Source organism: Acinetobacter larvae, assembly GCF_001704115.1.
GTDB lineage: Bacteria > Pseudomonadota > Gammaproteobacteria > Pseudomonadales > Moraxellaceae > Acinetobacter > Acinetobacter larvae.
On sequence record NZ_CP016895.1, the window covers coordinates 2,259,693 to 2,278,043 of the forward strand.

Here is an 18,351-nt window from a genome sequence, read left to right on the forward strand (position 1 = left end):
TTATAGGGTAAAATTGCTCATCTCATTAGAAATTGAATATATGACGTATTATGTATGCGCTAATTATTGTATCCATATTTATTATTAGTGTGATATATGCACATAGTCACGGTAAAGAAAAACTTAAATTTTCTCGACAGCTATTTGATCACTCTACCTTCCTCGGCCCTGTCAATATGTTTATGACTGGCTTTTCACGTTTACCGAATCAACCTTTTTATTCAGTTGAAGATTTTCCTGAGCTCAAAGCTCTGCAAGAAAATTGGCAAGTCATTCGTGATGAAGCACTACAATTGCAGAATCAGATTAAAGCGGCTGAAAGCAATAATGATGCTGGTTTTAATACCTTCTTTAAACGTGGTTGGAAACGATTTTATTTAAAATGGTACCAAGCAAGCCACCCTTCTGCACAGCAACTTTGTCCTCAAACAGTTGCTTTACTTGAAAAAATTCCTAGTGTAAAAGCGGCCATGTTTGCCGAACTGCCATCTGGGAGTTATTTAGGTAAACACCGTGATCCTTATGCTGGCTCAATTCGTTATCATTTAGGTTTATCTACCCCCAATGATGACCGTTGTTTTATTGAAGTGGATCAAGAACGTCATAGTTGGCGCGATGGTGAAGCCACTTTATTTGATGAAACTTATGTGCACTGGGCAGAAAATAAAGCCGAACAAACACGTATTATTTTATTTTGTGATATTGAACGTCCAATGAAATGGCGATGGGCACAATCTTTTAATGCATGGTTTGGTCGTAATGTCATGTCAGCCGCCAGCTCACCCAATGATGATCAAGACCGTACCGGTGGTATTAACCGTGTATTTAAATATTTATATGCAGTACATGCCAAAGGTCGTGAAATTAAAGCAGAAAATCCTAAAAAATATTATCTATATAAATGGACACTCTTTACCATTTTATTTGCCATTATTTTTGTACCTGCTTTTTTATAAAAGACATGCTTTTATCATATTCTGATGATCACAAGCACGCTATTATTCTCCTATAATGATCTCGATGATTATAGGAGATGATCATATCATTTGCTTGCTGCTATATAATCTACGCCAATGATTAGGAAAACCACAAGATATTTAGCTTTTATGCGCTATTGCTATTTCCTTTTGCGATATAAAACGTTAAATTAAAATCTGCTGGTCATTTTCTAATAACAAACTTACTTCACAGGTAGAACATGAAACTTCAACTTGCAATGCTTGCTACACTGACGGCTTTACTCAGTGCATGTGCTGGCTCATATCCAGAACGTGTTGTTGCCAAGGGTCCACTTATTTGTGCTGTAGACGAAGTATGCCCTGAACTGTCTTTAGGTTGGAATGAAGAAAAACGTAATGGTTTTAAAATCTCAACCGAAATTAAAGCAGTAGAAGCATATGACATCAAACAACTGAATTTCATTGTAGACGGTCAAACCTATGCCTACTCGACAATTCAGCCCACCCACGTCAGTGGTGAGGCAATTAAAACCTCAAGTAACGCAATTTATGTACCGGTAAGTTTCTTAAACTCATTCCGTAATGCCAAACAAATCGATTTAAATCTCGTCACCAACAAAGGCGATATTGATCGCGTGGTATTAGGCGCAGATGGACGTCAGTCTTCTGCTTATCTGACCTTCTTAAAAGGTTATTTAGGCGACTTGGAAAATGAAAAATAATCTTTGAGATTCCAAATCAAGTTTAAGCAATAATCCCTGCCAGTGGCAGGGATTATTGCTTTATTGATTGCTCAAATAAATATCTTTTATTTTAGCAATGCTTCGGCACTAACAAGGATACCGTTATTATCCGCATAAATATAATGCCCAGGATTAAATGTTACTCCGCCAAAGCGTAATGCAACATTCAACTCCCCTATGCCTTGACGATTACTCTTTTGCGGAATCGCAGCCAAAGCATGCACACCTAAATCTAGCTCTGCCAATGCATCTACATCACGCACACAACCATAAATAATCACCCCAGACCATTGATGTTTTAGCGCTGATTCAGCAATCATATCACCCATCAATGCACAACGCATTGATGCACCGCCATCGACCACCAACACTTTATTCTGTCCATCTGTTGCCAAAACTTCTTTGACCCGCGAATTGTCTTCAAAACATTTGACGGTAACGATTTCGCCATAAAAGCTTTTACGCGCGCCATAACTTTGAAAAAAACGACCATCAAGCGACGGGGTTAAAACTTGAATTGCGGTTGTTGGATGATCATCCAATAGATCACACGTTACAAATGCTGGCTTGGTCATCTTTATATATCTCCTTATCTATTACTCTGTTGTGCCGTTAAATTAGCATAATTCCATAACTTTAACTGCAACGTGATAATGTACATTTTTTCAATTGATATCGACCTTATTATCCAACAAGCAACAGATGATTTATGCTTGCTACGCAGCAACTACACCAACTTATGAATGCTTGTTTTTAAAGCAATGCGCTGATATTTATGACAAGTAGAGCTTTTATATACAAATTTGTGTCTTTCAAATCATGCTGTAACTATCACAAGACTTGACTTCCGCGCTCTCTTTAATCACAATATGGCACTTGTTTACGGGCTGGTGACCATTCTTCTGAAAGTGGTTTCAGTTGTAATTTCAGCCCGCCCAGACCAACCAATTTCAAGGAGTGCACGAGTGGCAAACTCTGCTCAAGCTAAAAAACGTGCTCGTCAAAATTTGAAAGCACGCAAACATAACGCAAGCTTGCGTTCAATGGTTCGTACTTATATCAAACGTACTATCGCTGCTATCGCATCTGGCGATCACGCTACTGCAACTGAAGCTTATAGCAAAGCAGTTCCAGTAATCGATCGTATGGCTGATAAAGGTATCATCCACAAAAATAAAGCTGCTCGTCATAAGAGCCGTTTGAATGCTCAAGTTAAAGCCCTAGCGCAATAATTTGATGTCACTAAAAAAGCCCTCTTATGGGCTTTTTTTGTAGCTAAAATTCTTAAACCACTTGGCTAACAATAATTTCAACCCCAATATTTAACTCTCTAAAATATTGAATATTATATACGCCTGCTATTTTCTAATCAGCGACTATTTTAATGAATGGTTATTTTACTCAATGGCGATTTTAATGAATAACGATTTTAATGAATAGCGATCCTATCAATCAATATTCGAATAAACTACTATTTTAATCAACTGGAGCAACCCTAAGCTGTTGCAATAAATGAGCAATACTCACCTGATGATGTTCTGCTCGCCAAATCCAATGTAATTCAGCATCCGCAAAATAATCACCTTCGAACCATATAAATAAACCTTCCATCATTTCTGGCCAGTCTTGCGGCAAAATTTGTTGTTGTCCCGCAATAACTGCAATCAAAGCCGCTAAGATCGTGTCATGACTTACTGCTAAATTTAAACGATGTGCTTGATCACAAGATTGTTTATATAATAATTCCAAAATATCTAATACGCCACGGATCGGATGCTTCATACCGGGCAAATCATGACGAATAAAACTATTCATAAAACCCAATGCACCTTGAGCACGAAAATAAGGCGCCGCTTGGTTAATATCGACCACAAAGCTGCCAGGCTCTACCAGTAAGCCCTGTTCCACAATATCAATATTGGCGTCTTGCTGGATATCTTCAAAAGCCTGTGTTTCATCCAGTTGCGCTGCACCGGCAATCATGAGACTTGCTGTATCCAAACAACGCTGAATGGGACTAGATATACACTGTGCGATATAACGATCACTGTGCTGCAACAAATATGCACCCCATGCATATGCCAAATTGCGACCAGATTCAGTCAGCTGTAGATTATATCCCGCCAGCCCCTGACCATTGGCTAACTCACGTATCGAATGACGCGTGAGCAAAGTCACAGGCATATCTGCCTGTGGTAATAATGCAATGGATTGAAACATACTGGGCGGCAACAGCTGGTCTAGCATGGGCCAAACTCCAAACACCGTAAAGTTCTTCAATATACACTATTCTGTTACGAACCCAAGCCTTTACAATGCCAGTTGCTCTAAAGCATTGAGTGCCAAGGCTTGGCTCTCAGCCCCCCTAAAAGCAATGAAGCCAGAATTTAATAAACTATCGCGCTGATTATAAGTAAATGGTCGCCCAGATAAATCTACCAAGCCACCACCAATACTCTCTAACAAACCTTGACCGGCACTGGTATCCCACTCAGAGGTTGGGTGAAACCGTGGATAAATATCGATTTCACCTTCTAGCATCATACAAAATTTATAGGCACTCCCCGCCTCACGCCGAATCACGGGTTGTTCTTGTGCAATTAAATCTAAATATTCTTGATAATGTGCGTGCTTGCTACGATGACTTAAACCAATTTGCACCGCATCTTGTTGCTGTTGCTTATATTTACAGTGACGTGACCAATTATGTTGCTCATAATCATATTTATAAGGTGTCTCTGTTAAATACCCCAAGTAAATCACATGCTCACAAGGCACAGCGATCATAGAAAAGATCGTTTGATGCTCATGGATTAAACTCAAATTAATGGTAAATTCATCTCTTTGATGAATAAACTCTTTTGTGCCGTCTAGTGGATCTAGCATCCAACATTGTGACCAATTTAAACGCTCACTATGATCGCTTTCTTCTGATAACACAGGAAGGCGTGGATCATGCTGTGCCAGTTCTTTTAAGATAAATTGATTTATTTTTAAATCTGCTTGCGTAACTGGTGATTGATCTTCTTTATGATCAATCAAAAAGCCCTCACCTCCCGCACAATAGTTCTGGTATTCATCAAATAACATCGCACTGGCTTGCGCCATGATCGGTATTAGGCTAAGAATTTGTGGATCTTGAGGAGCTTGAGTCGTTATAAACATGGGCAAAACCTTATGACATCCAATGTAAACCGCAATAAATACGTAGGTATATGTTATGGTGTATTCGCACATTCATACTGCCAAAGTTGTATGATGGGTGCAACTCTTTCAAAATGAAAAAAAACATCTATTCAACAATCTTTAATCGTGCAGACTTCAATAGCGCAGACACAGCAACTGAAAATTTACTCGCAACATCAAACGACTACAGATAAATCAAATTTACTCCCACTTAAGGCGACCGAATAAACAGCCGTCCTTATTGCTTTGATTTTATCTTTATTGCTCAATACCTCCCTTATTGCTTGTCTAGATTTATTATGTCGCTACAATTTCAAACTTTATAAAATATTGAGAAAACTTGAATGAGAGATCTGACTATTCTATTTGACATGGATGGTACCCTTTTAGATTTAGCTTTTGACGATATGATTTGGGAAAGTATTTTGCCGCAACAACATGCGGCTCTACAGCAATGCCACCTAGAAGAAAGTCATCGATTTTTAAAACAACTTTACTCACAACACAAACATAGCCTCAATTGGTATAGCTCACGGTTCTGGCAACAACAAACTGGCGTAGACGCACTCGCTTTACAAATACAACACCGTCAACACATCCAACTACGTCGCGATTGTTTAATTTTACTCGATAGCTTAAAGCAGCAAGAAATCCCAATATGGTTGCTCACCAATGCCGATCAAGCCAGTCTTAAATTAAAACTCGCACAAACAGGACTAAGCCCCTACTTTCAATGCATTGTAAGTAGTGAGCAATATGGTTTCCCCAAAGAAGAAGCCGGTTTCTGGCAACAACTACAACTTCATCACCCATTTGATCCAGCTCAGGTTATACTAGTCGATGATAATTTGGCTGTACTACAGCAAGCTGAAAAAAATGGTATCACGCAGTTGTTTAGTATTGTACAACCCTCTTCTAGCAGTGCTCCACGAAGCAGCAGCGAACTTGTTTATCCAGCCTTAGAGCATTTATCTGAATTGCTCGATTATCTAAATCTATAACAGTATTTACGTATATAAGAGATAGAATGTCCTCAAATACAGAACTGAAAGCGCCAGAAAGTCTACGCATAGACAAATGGTTATGGGCTGCCCGTTTTTTTAAAACTCGCTCTTTGGCAAAGGCAGCCATTGAAGGCGGCAAAGTACATCATGCCGGTGAACGGGTCAAAGTATCTAAAGAAATACGGGTTGGTATGGAAATCACCATCCAACAAGGTTTTGATAAAAAAACAGTTTTGATCAAGGGACTGTCTAATAGTCGCGGACCTGCGCCTATAGCCCAATTGCTTTATGAGGAAACTGCCGACAGCATTACCCGTCGCGAGTTGAATAGTGCTCAACGAAAATTGCATAACTTGGCACGACCTGAACATCGTCCAAATAAAAAACAACGTCGCGACATTCATAAGTTTCAACAAGAATATCAATATATTGGCAAAGATCCTGAGGATGAAAATCGCTCTTGATTTTATATCAAGCCAATTCATTGTTACGACGACCAGTTACTGCGACACCAGATGTCGCCAAGTAACAACAAATGCTAGAAACTCTCTTTTTTTTCTGTCACTATAATTGCCGTGGACGACAGCATCAAACTCAGGCATCCACCTAGATTATTTGTGATAAATATTGTTTTTGAGGTTACAAGATGGATGAAAATAAAAGCAAAGCGCTCAATGCCGCATTAAGTCAAATTGAAAAACAATTTGGTAAAAATACAGTCATGCGCTTAGGTGAAAATACTGTACAAGCGGTTGAAGCAATATCAACAGGTTCCCTAACCTTAGATATTGCCTTAGGCATTGGTGGTTTGCCCAAAGGTCGTATTGTCGAAATCTACGGTCCAGAATCCTCAGGTAAAACAACCATGACGCTGCAAGCCATTGCACAATGTCAAAAAAAGGGTGGTACCTGTGCATTTATCGATGCTGAACATGCCTTAGATCCACAATATGCCCGCAAACTGGGTGTAGACATTGATAACCTCTTGGTTTCTCAACCTGACCATGGTGAACAAGCTTTAGAAATCGCAGATATGTTAGTGCGTTCTGGTGCGGTTGATATGATCGTGGTCGACTCTGTTGCAGCACTCACACCACGTGCCGAGATTGAAGGTGAAATGGGTGACTCCCACATGGGCTTACAGGCTCGTCTTATGAGTCAGGCCCTACGTAAAATTACCGGTAACGCCAAACGCTCCAACTGTATGGTCATTTTCATTAACCAAATTCGTATGAAAATTGGAGTCATGTTTGGTAGCCCAGAAACAACAACTGGGGGGAATGCACTTAAATTCTATGCTTCGGTACGTCTAGATATACGCCGTGCTGGTCAAGTAAAAGAGGGTGATGAAATTGTAGGTTCCGAAACCAAAGTCAAAGTCGTTAAGAACAAAATGGCACCTCCATTTAAAGAAGCGCTCTTCCAAATTATGTATGGTAAAGGAACCAATCATCTTGCAGAGTTGGTTGATTTGGCGGTGCAGCTAGAATTGGTACAAAAAGCAGGTGCTTGGTATTCTTATCAAGGCAGCAAAATTGGTCAAGGTAAAAACAATGCCATCCGTCATCTAGAAGAAAATACACAGCTTGCACAAGATTTAGATCGCATGATTCGCGACCAGCTTCTCGCCAAAACCGTACCTGCAGAAGAAAGCCCAGCAGAACCTGTCGCAGACGGCGATTTACTCGACGCCTAAAAAGATCTATATGAGAGAACGCCCTTTCGGGCGTTTTTCACACTCAGTCTGCTTTTAGCAAAGCGGAAATAGGTTTAACCTCATGTCAAATGCAAAATTTAATAAACTCATCGATTACCAACAACTTAAGCAAGCTCTACAACAGCTTGAACACACAGAGCATCACGCTACAGCCTCCACGCAACCACACTCTAAGGCACTCCCCTCTACACAGCAGCCATGCTCAACACCACCATCTTCTACACAACTATCTTCTACACAGCATAGTGCCAATGTATCTACTACTCAGCCAAATCAAGCGCTTGGCACTGAAGGTTTAACCGGAAGTCGTCTACGCAGTTATGCTTTCGCCGTCATTGCGCGTAAAGAATACTCAAAACAACAGCTGATCGAAAAGCTATTGTTGCGTGCACACAATCGTAATGAAGTACTCGAATTAGTTGAAGAACTGGCGCAAAGTCATTATCAAAGCGACCAACGTACTGCGGAGATGACACTAAATAGTCAACTCAGACAGGGAAAAGGACCTCAGCGTATCAAACAAGCCCTGCACAAAAAGCATCTAGACCAGCAGTTAATTGCAGATGATTTGCAAGAAATCGATTGGTTAGAACAGGCCTATCAGCTGAAATGTAAAAAATTTGGTCTTGAAGTTGCAACAGAACCGAAATTAAAAGCTAAACAAATTCGTTTTTTACAATATCGAGGTTTTCATTTAGAAACGATTTTTGCCGCAATCCAACGCCTCCCAGAATCCTAAAATGCCTATCATCACGCTGATCAGATTAGACAAACAAAAAGACTAAACCCTAGAAACAATCAATGATCTAAGCAAACTTTTAGAGAATTAAAATGCAAGAATTTGCAAAGAGAAAATGACGTTTATGGATATAATTTGAAGTGATTTTTTGATCGCTATATCTCATGATAATTCTAAGTTTTAAGATAGTTGCAATTTTTAAGATAGTTGCAATATAGATATATGGTGGCAACCCTACTAGCAAAATTCCGGCACATCATAGATCTGCTACCGTTGCTACCTTCCGGTCCTGGCGGGGTTCACAGAGTACAATTGCGAAACCACCAGTAGGGCTACCATTGCAGGACAAAGTATAGAGATTTTTCATAAAGTTGCAAGTTCAAATTCAGGATTTAAATGCTTTTAGCAATCATCTGTTTAATTGATCAACAATTTGAATATAAGTGCTTTATTTATGTACACTATGCGGCAATTGAAATATAGATTTGATCTTATCTCGGTATCATGCTTCTGCATGAACATTGTAAATTAGTCTTGATTTTCTAAAGCGAGCCGTTTTAAATGAGCCAAGCTGAATAGGTTTATATGCTCTATGTTATTGATTTGATATAGATCATAAAATAAAAATCAATCGAATAGGTTTTAGACCATGCACAAACAACAACTCTTCTTGTCCATCGCACTGCTCACAGGAATCTCTTTCTGCAGCAGTGCTTATGCTATTCCTATTGAATCTCGCGGTTTAAGTCAGGCTGGTGGAAGTGCCCAAAGCACAAATAACCCCGGCGCACCAGTTGCTGGCAATCTAAATTGGGATTTACTGCAAAAAAATCAGGATTTAGAAAATCAGATTCGTGAATTACGCGGCAAGATAGAAGAACAAGATCACCAAATTGAGCAACTCAATAAAGAATTAACCAACCGTTATACCGATCTAGATCAGCGACTAGAACTATTACAACAACGTCTTGACCCCAATGAAGGCAATGACGGGCAAGAAGAAGTGATTGATGCCGATGCTCAGCCCCATACAGAGTCAACATCTAACGCTGCGCCAACCACCGCACAATCTCCCGCGGCAATTGCCCAAGCCAGCAATACCAGCGATCCACAGCAACTCGAAGAAGCAGCCTATACCGTCGCTTTAGATGCCTATAAAAAAGGTGGAGCAAAACAAGCCATCGCTCCAATGCAAAACTTTATAAAAAATTATCCCAATAGCAAATACACCGGTAATGCCTATTTTTGGTTAGCTGAATTTAATTTAGCGATTGATCCCCCCAAATATGCCGAAGCCAAGAAAAACTATGAAGTCGTTGCGGCTAAATTCCCAAACTCAGGTAAAGCACCACGTGCCCTATATCAGCTCTATAGTATTGCGCAAGATGTCGAGCATAATGCTGCAACCGCAAAGGTCTATAAAAATAAACTTTTAAGCGCTTATCCACAGTCTGAGGAAGCGGGCTATCTAAAAAAATAGACCATTCTGGTTGTGATGTTTTATACCGCAACAGATAGCATGTTGCGGTTTTTATTTATAGAAATCGAGCAACACAACTGTGCACACCCCTAGTACGCTTGGATGATGATGCCTTTGATGTTTTTAGCACAAAATTATTTGAATGTTGTATCTGTGTTCTAGAACAATTAGCACATGAAAAGTTCTTTCTAAGCCACGTTCAACAAGATATTTTCTTATATTTCACTACATCAGACCATGAGTTTGAAAATCAACAGTTCCTAGACATGCGCAAACGCCTCAAGCAAAATTACTATCAAACTGAATACTTAGAGTAGATGCGCTGTTGAGCGAGTGAAGCAGTCACGCATGCTGGTAGAGTTTATCAGCAATTAACTCATGATCTTTTTTTTCAGTTATGAACTTAGAACAATATGCTTTAAGATAAGCAAACCCTATTCAATTGCTGTTGAATTTTCATCCATCAAATAGATGACTTAAAACACAAAATCTAGCCATGATTATGCTCAGTCTATTTTATCTATGCTGAGTCTTTGGCTTGATCGATACTGGGTAAAAGACAGTCTCACTGTCGCTTATGGTTTCTAATATTTTGTTTTCAATTAAGGTCTTCTATGTCTCAGGCTACGGCTACTACCCCCAGTATCCCCTTTAATGCAAACAACAATAACCCAACGACATTAAAAGAATTTCGTACGCCCCCGCATAATCTAGCGATTGAACAAGCGGTCTTGGCAGCATTAATGACGGTAGCTGAATCTTTTGAACAGGTCAGCGATATTCTGAATGAAAATGATTTTTATGCAACACGGCATAAATATATCTTTCGTGCAATCGAAAAACTTGCACAAGAAAACTCTCCCTATGACGCCGTCTTGGTCAATGACTGGTTAATCAAACAAAACTTACTGGAAAGCATGGGCGGCGAAGAATACCTCATGCAACTCATGGCAGACTCTCCTGCCAGTTTTTATAATTTAGAAATTTATGCCAATAAAATCCGTGAGTTTGCGACTTTACGCAATATGATCAAAGTCGGCAATGAGATTTTACAGAACGCATATGACACCAAAGGACGCGAAGTCAGTGAAATTTTAGATCTTGCTGAAACCAATATTTTTTCTATTGCCGAACAACACAATAACAATGCTAAAGCGCAAGGTCCTAAACCCATTACCTCAGTTGTTGCAGATGTATTTGATAAACTCAATGAACTGTCTCAAATGGAAGGTAATATTACCGGTTTAACCACAGGCTTCTTAGAGTTAGACAATAAAACCTCTGGGATGCAAGCAGGTGACTTAATCATTGTTGCAGCACGTCCCTCTATGGGTAAAACCACTTTTGCCATGAACTTGGTGGAAAGTGTGCTATTTAACTGCGACTTACCGGCGTTGGTTTACTCTATGGAAATGCCTGCCGACTCAATCGCCATGCGTTTGATTTCAGCCTATGGTAAAGTCCATCAGGGTCATTTACGCTCCGGTAAATTAGATGGTGAAGAGTGGTCTAAAGTAACCGGAACCATTCTGCAACTACAAGAAAAACACTTATATATCGATGATTCATCGGCACTCCCCCCGACGGAAGTTCGCGCGCGCGCGCGCCGTATTGCCAAACAACATGGCGGCAAACTCGGTTGTATCATGGTCGATTATCTACAATTAATGAAAGTACCCGGTCTAGGCGATAACCGTGTTGCCGAGATTTCTGAAATCTCTCGTAGCTTAAAAGCCTTAGCCAAAGAAATGAACTGCCCTGTTATTGCGCTTTCTCAGCTCAACCGTTCATTAGAGAACCGCCCCAATAAACGCCCTGTAATGTCGGACTTACGTGAATCTGGTGCAATCGAGCAGGACGCCGACTTAATCATGTTTATTTACCGTGATGAAGTTTATAACAAAGAGTCTAAAGAAGCTGGAACGGCGGAAATTATTATTGGTAAACAACGTAATGGTCCAATTGGTACAGTTCGTCTAGCCTTTGAAGGGCAATACACACGTTTTAGTAATCTCTCACCCGAGTACTACAACCAATTCGATGATGATGAATAAATAGACTGAGCTATAAAAGTTAATTGAAAGTAATTCTTATTGCGATTTATATTGACCGACGGTCGGTCGATATATACAATCCCAATTTCAGACTTCTCAATCTCTATATTGGCTTAAATCATGACTTTTAATGCCCTTGCAAAAACAACGATCACACCGCAGTATCGTTTTAAAACTGTTCAACATAGCCTTGCTTTGTCTATTCTGATGATTTGTATGGGGTGTAATACAATTCATGCAGCAAATAATTCATTCTCCAACAACGATGCAACATCGACCGCAGTAGATGATATTCAGCAACTTCCTGTCATTAGCCTTTCTGCAGAAACAACCCCAGTTGCCAATGCTGTTGAAGCATATGTCGCAAAGGGCTCAATGATTGGTACTAAAACGCCAACTACCCTATTAGAAACACCACAATCCATTTCTGTTGTGACACGAGAGCAAATGGATACTCAACCATCGGCAAGTACCAGCCAAGCTTTACGCTATACAGCAGGTGCGAATAGTGAGCGTTTTGGTGGTTTCGGCGGTCAATTGGATATCACGCGTATTCGCGGAATTGATGCTGATTATTATCTTGATGGTTTAAGAGTGATCAGTAATGTTTCTACATGGTCACCACAAATTGATGCATATTCATTAGAACGTGTTGAAGTTTTAAGAGGCCCTTCTTCTGTGCTCTATGGACAAGGTACTGGCGGTGGCGTGGTCAACCAAGTCAGCCGTCGACCACAAGCACAGTCCGCCCATGAAGTATTTCTAAAAGCCGGCAATTTCAATCGTTATGAAATTGGTTTAGACAGTACCGGTGCTTTAAATAAGGATGCTTCGCTGCTGTACCGTTTTACAGCTACAGGGCTCAATAGCCAAACGCAAGTCGAAGACATGCGACACAAAAGAGTCTATTTAGCACCCGCCATAACTTGGAAACCATCAGATCAAACCACCTGGACCGTGCTGGCAACCTACTCAGATGAACCTGAAATTCCAGACTATAATAGCTTACCTGCTGTCGCACTTGGCTTAGATGGTAGTCCCTATGCTCAAGTCAATCGCCATCGTAATTTTAATGATGTGGATTTTAATGGCTCCTCACGCGAACAACATTCTTTAAGTTCTTTGTTTACGCATAAATTTGCAAATGACTGGAGCTTAAACAGTAATTTTCGCTATATGTACATTAATTCAGATACCAAAAGAACAACCGTATATGGCTATCAAGACCGTGACGGTCAGTTATGGTTTGAGGGAACCTATGGTCTTGCTCCCTCTAACTCTCGCACATTCCAATTTGACAATAATGTAGCGAAAAAATTTACATGGGGTGACTGGCAACATCAAGTATTGCTCGGTGTTGATTATGCGCATGGCAAAATCAACAATGACTCTTATCGTATGAACCCAATTCCCTTCAATCCCTTTGCCCCCAATGACTATCGCCCACATGCTCAACCCGACTTTTCTGACAGCATGAACAACTGGCCCTACAATGTACGTCAAGAATTTGACCGTGTAGGCGTCTATGCGCAAGATCAGATTGCTTATCAAAAATGGCGTTTAACCCTCAGTGGGCGGCATGATTGGTCGACACTCGATGATGAATCGCGTAACTATACGCCTGTTTGGCACAGTAGCCGTCAACGCGATACACAATGGAGTGGTCGCATTGGCTTAAATTATGTCTTTGACCTCGGTATTGCTCCCTATATCAGTTATGCCACATCTTTTGATCCCGTTTTGGGCAATGACTATAACGGCAATGCTTTCTCACCCACTGAAGCAAAACAAGCCGAAATTGGAATCAAGTATCAACCTAGTGATGCAGCAACACTACTCAGTGCTGCAGTTTTCCAATTGGACCAAGAAAATGTCAAAACGTCAGATACTGAACACTTAGGCTATTGGACACAATCAGGTAAAGTCAGATCACGCGGAATTGAACTGCAAGCCACCACGCAGCTCATGCAACAATTAAACCTCATGGCAAGCTATGTCTACCTCGATAATGAACTCACGCAAGATGCCAACTATAAAGGAAAAAGTCTGACCCAAACGCCAAAACATAGCGCATCTGCTTGGCTTGATTATCGTTTTGACCAAGCGGCGCTGGCAGGATTACAAGTTGGGTTTGGTGTGCGTTATCTGGGTTCCAGCTGGGGAAATCCTGTCAATAGCTTTAAAGTGCCTGATGCGACTTTATTTGATTTGGCGCTACATTATGATTTGGGACAACTGTCCAATACTTTAACCGGCAGCAAAGCATCTTTTAATGTAAGTAATTTAACCAATAAAAAATATGTCGCAAGTTGTACCTCGCAGATGTATTGCTTTATCGGGCAAGATCGTGTCGTCAGTGCTAGCCTCAGTTATAACTGGTAAGGAGAACCGTGCAATGGTCACTATTTTACAAAGAGATGCTTTAAGGAACAAAGTCGAACGAGAATCAAATGGGCAACAGACGGTACTCTATACGCAAAAAGGTCAGCCTAGCTATATGAATATTATTCCAATGTTGCGTTGTGAAGATCTTGGCGATGACTTAGGTCAAGGTCCGCACCCAGCGTTCATTGTCAATGATAAGGTCTGCGATGCCTTGTTCTATGGCAGCTATAATGGTGTGATCAAAGACGGAGAATTGGTCAGTCAACCCGGGCTTGAGCCGGGTGCATATATCGATTTTGACACAGCCGTTCAGGTGGCCCGTGCCAATGGTCAGGGCTGGCATCTTAGTACCAATGCGGAACGTGCCCTACTCATGCTCTGGTGTCAGCAACAAGGCTGGCAACAATATGGCAATACTGAAAATGGTCACTGTGTTGTGGATCCCAGCCAACATGGTCAGCGTATTGATCATGGTTTTTTAGATTATCCTGACGGTAATCCTGCCACTTATACCGGTAGTGGTCCACAGCATTGGCGGCATGATCATAGCCCTTATGGTATTGCCGATTTATGTGGCAATATCTGGGAATGGCAAGCAGGTCTTCGACTGGTTGATGGCGAGATTCAGATCATTGCAGACAACAATGCCAGCCATGCTGATGTATCGGTACATTCCAAGGCTTGGATGGCAGTGAATCTCATCGATGGCAATCTAGTCGCACCCGGTCATGCACTTAGTAGTAAATATGATGCCGCAGAACTGAAACCAGAAGGCAATGCTGGCACACCCATCTTAAATACTGAGATTATTCATCGAGCAGGTCCGATTGCGGATAATATCAATGCGGCTGGGCTTATGGATGGATTATTTCGTGAGATCAGTGTACATCCATCCATTTCTAGCGAAGTTCCGCCGTTACTGCGTGCCTTGGGCTTAGCGCCACGCGCCAACCTGAAAAATGATGCCCAGGTTTATTTACGCAATTATGGTGAGCGTATGTTTTTAGCAGGCGGTGCTTGGTACTCAGGTCTTGGCGCAGCGTATGAAACCTTATGCCTCAGCCATCCGCGTACACAACGCAGTTTAACCACCGGTGCACGACCCGCGTTTATCTTATCGCCTTAAATCTTAAACCTTGACGCTTGACATCCTCCTCAACGCAAACCATACCGCGATCTACTACGCAGATGAGTAAATCGCGATGCCTTGAGGGGCAAGCTTTGGGGACTACTCTATAAACAAAGCGCTGTGGCAAACACACCACACCAGCCAGATAATATTAAAACTAATATGCTGTTTTTAAAAAAATTATAGTTAAAAGTTATTAAAAATGTTATAAATACCTAGTTCTAGGGATAGCTTCAAAAAGCTGCTTAATGCACATTAATAAAAATGTTAAATTGTGAAATATAATACATGTCACCAGTCGATCTCCAACTCCCAGTGCCCGTCATCATTCTTGAAGATGAACCGCTCATGCAACATCGTTTAAGAGAGATCTTGGAAGATATCGGCTATCACGCCAGTAATCTACTGTTTGCGCAAAATATTCAACAAGCTAAAAACTTATTAGATAAAAACTCGGCTTCCTTAGCCTTGGTGGATCTTGGTTTACCCGATGGCAATGGCAATACTTTTATACAGCACCTCAAAAACTATGATGACAGTATTGCAATTTTGGTCATTTCGGCATGGAGCACTGAAGATGCCATACTCGAAGCTTTAAAAGCTGGCGCCACAGGTTATGTTTTAAAAGAACGTGATGATCTTGAGGTCATGATGTCTATTCGCAGTGTACTACGTGGTGGCGCACCGATAGATCCATTTATTGCACAAAAAATTTTAAAACAGCTCGATTTAGAATATCAAAAGCATACTCCCACAGTCACCACAGCCAACCACGAAAAGTTACTCACCAAACGTGAATATGAAATCTTAGCCTTGGTTGCAACCGGGCTCAGCAATAAAGAAATCGCAGACCAACTCACTCTCTCTCGTTATACCGTTGAATCTCATATCAAACATATTTATCGGAAACTCGCAGTATGTACACGCACCAAAGCCATCGATACCGCAAGATCGCTCGGCTTACTCGATTAAATCGATTATTTTATGTTTGTTTGATTTTATACGCTTACTTTAGTCTTTCCAGCAGCTATGCAAGCACGACAAATTTAGTGCATAGCGCTGGGTTAAATTGTCAAATCGATATTGTCCAAATACAAGCAGCGAAAGATCATGCCATCCCATCACAACGGCAATGGGTCGATGTAGAGCTCCCCGATTATTGGGAAAAACGCTGGCGAGGTTATAGCGGTACGGTGTGGTATCGGCTACGCTGGCAACAAAAATGCCATGCTCCCAACCAAATGATCGCCTTGAGTATTAATAGTATTAATATGGCTGGTCAGGTGTACTTAAATCATCATCTGCTTTGGACAGATCAATCGCTCACCGAACCGCTATCTCGTAGTTGGAATACACCTCGTTATTGGAGCTTTCCGCAAAATTATTATCGTGATGGTCTCAATGAGCTCAGCATTAAAGTTGTCGGTGTTGCCACACAAAGCCCAGGGATCGGTAAAATACAAATTGGTGCACCACATGCTATTCATGCACTCTACCAAGATTATCTCTTTCGGCATCGTACATTACATTTTATCAATCTAATAATTACCATGGTCTTTGGTAGTTTATGTTTTTTAATCTGGTTATTTCGACGCCAAGATAGCGTCTTTGGTTGGTTTGCCATTTGTTGCTTTCTTTGGATGGCTTTTATATCCAATACCCTCATTACCCATATTCCATCATGGCTAACAACCTTAATGAACGCTCGGCTTAACCTGAGTATTTATTGTATTTATATGACCTGCTTTACAATCTTTACTTGGCGCTTTGCCAATAAAGCTTTTAAAAAGACCGAACGAATACTCTGGGTCATTACTGTTATTTTAATCTGCAACTTAATCGGGCTACCAGATCATTTATATGTTTTTATCAGCATCATTACCTTTATGAGTGCTAATTTATTATTTTTCATTAATTGTATATTTTATCAATCGATCGCTTATCGCGCAAAAAAACGTAATATTTGGGTATTGGCCATAATATTATTGTCGTTTATTTTCATTGCCGCACACGATTTATATCGCCTCTTCAGCAAATCGACTGATGAAATCATGCTCGGAGCGCTTGCAGCGCCATTATTGGCATTGACGATTTCTTTGGCCTTGGGACATCGCCTTGCAGAAAATATTCGTCGTATTGAAAGTTTTAACCATGAACTGGCCATGAAAATTCAGCAGGTTAAATCAGAGCTAGAACACTCCTTACAAAGTAAATATCGCCTAGAATTAGATAATATTCGACTGCAAGAAAGACTGCATCTTTCCCATGAATTACATGATGGTTTAGGTGGCTCTTTGGTTCGCTCCATGGTGATGGTCGATAAAGCCGAGCATTTTGGTAAACAGAATTTTATGTCAATTTTAAAACTGTTTCGCGACGACCTTCGACAGATTATCGATTCGGGCTCTAGTATTCATAATAAAGTACCTGAAACCCCGATCCTTTGGGGAGCCTCACTACGTCGCAGATATATCCAAATATTTGAGGAAATAAATATCGAATCGACATGGTCATTACCTGAAAACTGGCTTTTTGTTCCCAATGCCTTAGAAAGTCTTAGCCTGTTACGTGTTACTGAAGAAGCCTTAACCAATATTGTTAAACATAGCCAAGCTACTCAAGTTTCTGTAGATATGCAAATGCCCAATCAGCAGGAACTTATCTTAACCATTATCGATAATGGTATTGGTTTTGACCTCAATGATGTTGAAGCGGGGCTACATGTAGGCTTGCATAGTATGCGTATGCGCGTACAGAGAATAGCTGGGGAACTTAAAATCGAACATGCGATGGGACAAACAATGATTCAAGTCCATTTAAAACGTCAACTGACCTAAGATCTCGTCAAATATAAGCGTTAAATATAGATAGTTAAATATAGATATAAGCTTTAAATATAGACTTTTAGCCTTACTGCGCGCTCTTTTGTTATATAGCGCAAATAAGCTGGCGTAC

Annotated in this window: 16 protein-coding genes and 1 other RNA gene; 13 read left to right on the plus strand and 4 right to left on the minus strand. The window is 40.7% G+C overall.

The window, feature by feature from the left end:
• Window positions 1-50 precede the first annotated feature (50 nt).
• Both lpxO and BFG52_RS10200 read left to right on the plus strand, forming a co-directional pair.
• Window positions 51-956: a lipid A hydroxylase LpxO gene (lpxO, locus tag BFG52_RS10195; protein WP_067555612.1), complete on the plus strand. Its 906-nt coding sequence runs from the start codon at window positions 51-53 to the stop codon at window positions 954-956.
• Between the two features lie 242 nt (window positions 957-1,198).
• A complete protein-coding gene (locus BFG52_RS10200; protein ID WP_067555615.1) occupies window positions 1,199-1,681 on the plus strand; it encodes a hypothetical protein in 483 nt (160 codons plus the stop codon).
• Window positions 1,682-1,767: 86 nt separating this feature from the next.
• On the opposite strand, the gene rraA is transcribed toward BFG52_RS10200, so the two are convergent.
• Window positions 1,768-2,277, minus strand: coding sequence for a ribonuclease E activity regulator RraA (gene rraA, locus BFG52_RS10205; protein ID WP_067555618.1), 510 nt, complete (start codon window positions 2,275-2,277; stop codon window positions 1,768-1,770).
• Window positions 2,278-2,667: 390 nt separating this feature from the next.
• Between rraA and rpsT the strand changes: the two genes are divergently transcribed.
• Window positions 2,668-2,934 (plus strand): 30S ribosomal protein S20, encoded by a 267-nt coding sequence (gene rpsT, locus BFG52_RS10210; protein ID WP_067555621.1) that lies wholly within the window; start codon window positions 2,668-2,670, stop codon window positions 2,932-2,934.
• A gap of 244 nt (window positions 2,935-3,178) precedes the next feature.
• Here the strand turns inward: rpsT and BFG52_RS10215 are convergent, their stop codons facing one another.
• A complete protein-coding gene (locus BFG52_RS10215; RefSeq protein ID WP_067555624.1) occupies window positions 3,179-3,949 on the minus strand; it encodes a histidine phosphatase family protein in 771 nt (256 codons plus the stop codon).
• A 63-nt stretch (window positions 3,950-4,012) separates the two neighbouring features.
• Entirely contained in the window at window positions 4,013-4,867 is an 855-nt protein-coding gene (locus BFG52_RS10220; protein ID WP_067555627.1) for a 3'(2'),5'-bisphosphate nucleotidase CysQ family protein, read from the minus strand.
• A 365-nt stretch (window positions 4,868-5,232) separates the two neighbouring features.
• Between BFG52_RS10220 and BFG52_RS10225 the strand changes: the two genes are divergently transcribed.
• The 4 genes from BFG52_RS10225 to BFG52_RS10240 all read left to right on the plus strand — a co-directional run bounded on the left by BFG52_RS10225 (window position 5,233) and on the right by BFG52_RS10240 (window position 8,348).
• Window positions 5,233-5,889, plus strand: coding sequence for an HAD-IA family hydrolase (locus BFG52_RS10225; RefSeq protein ID WP_067555630.1), 657 nt, complete (start codon window positions 5,233-5,235; stop codon window positions 5,887-5,889).
• A 26-nt stretch (window positions 5,890-5,915) separates the two neighbouring features.
• A complete protein-coding gene (locus BFG52_RS10230; RefSeq protein WP_067555633.1) occupies window positions 5,916-6,356 on the plus strand; it encodes an RNA-binding S4 domain-containing protein in 441 nt (146 codons plus the stop codon).
• A gap of 182 nt (window positions 6,357-6,538) precedes the next feature.
• The gene (gene recA / locus BFG52_RS10235; RefSeq protein WP_067555636.1) at window positions 6,539-7,588 is read left to right on the plus strand and encodes a recombinase RecA; all 1,050 of its coding nucleotides are present in this window, start codon (window positions 6,539-6,541) and stop codon (window positions 7,586-7,588) included.
• 82 nt (window positions 7,589-7,670) lie between these two features.
• On the plus strand, window positions 7,671-8,348 hold the full coding sequence (locus BFG52_RS10240; RefSeq protein ID WP_067555639.1) for a regulatory protein RecX: 678 nt from the start codon (window positions 7,671-7,673) through the stop codon (window positions 8,346-8,348).
• A gap of 232 nt (window positions 8,349-8,580) precedes the next feature.
• Here the strand turns inward: BFG52_RS10240 and ffs are convergent.
• Window positions 8,581-8,677: signal recognition particle sRNA small type (gene ffs, locus BFG52_RS10245), an RNA gene on the minus strand.
• A 320-nt stretch (window positions 8,678-8,997) separates the two neighbouring features.
• Between ffs and BFG52_RS10250 the strand changes: the two genes are divergently transcribed.
• From BFG52_RS10250 to BFG52_RS10275, 6 genes are all read left to right on the plus strand, one after another.
• Window positions 8,998-9,828, plus strand: a complete 831-nt coding sequence (locus BFG52_RS10250) for a YbgF trimerization domain-containing protein (protein WP_067555642.1) — start codon at window positions 8,998-9,000, stop codon at window positions 9,826-9,828.
• Window positions 9,829-10,442: 614 nt separating this feature from the next.
• Window positions 10,443-11,882, plus strand: coding sequence for a replicative DNA helicase (gene dnaB / locus BFG52_RS10255; protein ID WP_067555646.1), 1,440 nt, complete (start codon window positions 10,443-10,445; stop codon window positions 11,880-11,882).
• Window positions 11,883-12,002: 120 nt separating this feature from the next.
• Complete coding sequence (locus BFG52_RS10260) at window positions 12,003-14,264, plus strand: TonB-dependent siderophore receptor (protein WP_081408682.1); 2,262 nt, start codon at window positions 12,003-12,005, stop codon at window positions 14,262-14,264.
• Window positions 14,265-14,277: 13 nt separating this feature from the next.
• A complete protein-coding gene (locus BFG52_RS10265; protein ID WP_067555649.1) occupies window positions 14,278-15,393 on the plus strand; it encodes a hypothetical protein in 1,116 nt (371 codons plus the stop codon).
• Window positions 15,394-15,684: 291 nt separating this feature from the next.
• Window positions 15,685-16,368 (plus strand): response regulator transcription factor, encoded by a 684-nt coding sequence (locus BFG52_RS10270; protein ID WP_067555652.1) that lies wholly within the window; start codon window positions 15,685-15,687, stop codon window positions 16,366-16,368.
• 77 nt (window positions 16,369-16,445) lie between these two features.
• Window positions 16,446-18,233, plus strand: a complete 1,788-nt coding sequence (locus BFG52_RS10275; protein ID WP_228703741.1) for a sensor histidine kinase — start codon at window positions 16,446-16,448, stop codon at window positions 18,231-18,233.
• Window positions 18,234-18,351 lie beyond the last annotated feature (118 nt).